The organism is Dolichospermum sp. LEGE 00246, assembly GCF_015207865.1.
Taxonomy (GTDB): Bacteria; Cyanobacteriota; Cyanobacteriia; order Cyanobacteriales; family Nostocaceae; genus Dolichospermum; species Dolichospermum heterosporum.
In genome coordinates this window covers 1-3,078 of record NZ_JADEWA010000561.1, presented here as the reverse complement: position 1 = coordinate 3,078, position 3,078 = coordinate 1, and the positions used below count along the sequence as shown (strand labels likewise).

1 pseudogene is annotated in these 3,078 nt (G+C 44.2%); it reads left to right on the top strand.

Annotated features, from left to right (window positions below):
• Window positions 1–780 precede the first annotated feature (780 nt).
• Window positions 781–2,359, top strand: a pseudogene (locus IQ228_RS23970) (group II intron reverse transcriptase/maturase).
• The last annotated feature ends 719 nt before the right edge of the window (window positions 2,360–3,078 follow it).

Sequence of the window (3,078 nt, the reverse complement as noted above, 5' to 3'; positions counted from 1 at the left end):
TAAGTTTTTTCCGCGTGCCTTTTGTTAGGTATAAGCAACTTTTTTAGCTTTTATTGTTCTCGTAATGCCTACGCGAACAAAATATTTTTGACTTTACCCTCTATCTCCCCTTAACCGAACAGTATTGGGACCTGATGGGGTCGTGATGCACTCAGATACTAACGCTGCTGATAACGTTCTAACAAGAATGAGTGACGTTGAAATCACTCGTTACATGAAACATTCCGATGGTGCGATTCGTTGTTAGCTGAATCACGGTATCCAGCCCGTACATAAGCTAACCAACCCAATCTAGAAATAGAGAAAGGTTGAACTCTCGGTCTGATATGGGTGCAAGTCCCATCTACCAGACTCAGGTATGAATCCCTATCTGCCTACGATGACCCGACTCGGTTTCGGGAGGTCGAAGCTAGGAACAGGACGCAATCAGACATCCGTTGTGGGGTGACACTTGGCGTTAACGGGGAGTTCCTACGGTGAAACAGAGCCTAAAAAAGCAACCTAATGTTAAGCAGGACACAACATCAAAACCTGACTTCATTGGAGTTAATTCCCGCCGCATCTCATTGGAATAGCGGCAAGAGTCTAGGGAATCCAATGGTTGAAATGGCTACACCTAACGGAACTAACAATCAACCGAGGGAACGAATAAAAACGGGTTGAGGGTCTAAGGGCGGTCGAACCCTAAGTAGGCTGGACGAGCAGCGGAACTCCCTCAACTCGGGTAGGACAGACCGTAATTGGTCTGAGGTGTTCAGAATACACAGATTGGAGCAGAGCATGATTGGACACAGAGACAACTAAGCGTGAATCTTGGAAGACGTTGCCCTGGAAGAAATTCCGCCGCAACTTATTCCGCCTACAAAAACGAGTGTACAAAGCGGTTCAAGTTGGCGACAAGCGCAAAGCTAAGTCCCTGCAAAAGCTGATTCTGAAATCTACCGCAGCGAGATTACTGGCAATCCGTCAAGTATCACAGCTAAACGCCGGGAAAAAGACCGCAGGAATTGATGGCAAAAAGTCCCTTACCTTTAAGGAACGCTTTGAGCTTAATGAACTGCTAAAAGCATCCGTTAGCAACTGGAAACACCAGGGGCTAAGAGAAATACCCATCCCCAAAAAGGACGGTACTACCAGGATACTTAAAATCCCTACTATTGCGGACAGGGCATATCAGTGCCTTATAAAGTACGCATTAGAACCAGCTTGCGCGTTGCAACCTTTCATGCTAAAAGCTACGGGTTTAGAACGGGACGCTCGGCACATGACGCGCAAAAAATCCTGTTCAATAATCTACGCTCATCCTGCAATGGAATAGATAAAAGAGTTATAGAACTCGATATCGAAAAATGCTTTGACAGGATAAACCACACTGCCATTATGGATAGACTCATCGCTCCTTATAGCATAAGACAAGGAATATTCCGATGTCTCAAAGCCGGAGTTAATCCAGAATTTCCTGAACAGGGAACACCCCAAGGCGGGGTGGTAAGTCCGCTACTAGCTAACATCGCCTTAAATGGGATTGAAAGTATTCATAGATATCATGTGATATCTAGCTACAGAATTACAGACAAAACCTCAAGAGAACAGATTATAGAACCAACAATCCGATACGCGGATGACATGGTGATAATACTCAGACCTCAAGACGATGCCACAGAAATACTTGACAAAATCAGCCAATTCCTAGCAGAGCGGGGAATGAAAGTCAGTGAGAAAAAGACAAAGCTAACCGCCGCGACAGATGGATTTGACTTCCTGGGCTGGAATTTCAAAGTCCATAAAAACGAGAAGTTTAGATGCGTTCCATCAGTGGATAACTTTAAATCTTTTCGCAAGAAAGTAAAACATATCGTCAACAACTCGAATTATGGTGCTACCACAAAGGCTGAGAAATTAGCCCCTGTAGTTAGAGGTTGGAGGAATTACCACCGCTTCTGCAAGATGGATGGGTCTAGGTTCTCCTTATGGCACATCAATCACAGAGCTTTCAGGGTATTCAATAAGGAAACCAAACAGAACCGCCATACCAGTAAGCAATTACTAGATAAAGCGTTTCCATCAGTTCCTTACTCCGAAAACAAACACATCAATGTTAAAGGTGAGAAATCACCCTACGACGGAGATTTGAGTTATTGGAGCGAACGTAACAGCAAGCTCTATGACAACCATACCTCTAAAGCCCTCAAACGGCAAAGCCATAAATGTGGTCATTGTGGGCTAAAAATGCTCAGTGATGAGAAGGTACATTTACATCATGTTGATGGAAACCACCAAAACTGGAAAACTAAAAACCTTCTAGCCATTCACTTTCATCTGCCACGATTACATACACATGAGCAAAAGCGAAAGCTAAGAACGTCGGAAGCTGGGTGCAGTGAAAGTTGCACGCCCAGATTTAACAGAGAGGAGCGCGGGATAAGCGCGACTTGAAAGGTCGTTTAGGACGGAGAGCCGACTCTCCTAGAGAATTCACACTCTCTACCCTCATGTAAAAAGACTCTTTTCAGAGTCTGGTCACGCCCAAGTAGGTAACGAAACAGGCGGAGTGCAGACCACAAACGTAGCCTTAACTACTAGCCTAAAACGTGGTAAGGAGCAAGAGGGAGTTCTCCTAAGATGAACGAAAGTGAATTGATGTCTAAACTGCGTCATCGCTCAGAGAGCCAAATAAGGCTGATAGGCTCTAACCAAAAGGTAAGTGGGTAGATTTATAGTTTTATTTTCTATGAATCGTGTGAATACAACTCCCACCGCAGGAAAATCAACATCTAACAGAGAACATACACCAAATGAAACGACAAGGTAAGCCCTACAGAGTCTATGGAAAGGTCGAAATCCCATAGTAAGTCAACCGTGAGGAAGATAGAACTCTCTGGAGGGTAGAGGATGAGAGAAAAAGCGAACGCCCGTCTGTAATAGATGGGATAGGGATTCAAACTTTGTCCCTGACCGAAAGGAATAGCAGACTTTTCTTGGGTCTTATGAGAAAGAGACTAAACAAAAGAAACTTAATTCGATGACAAGTTAGATGGTGTATGCAAGTACAACAAACGGACTAAGAAAACCGCTAGA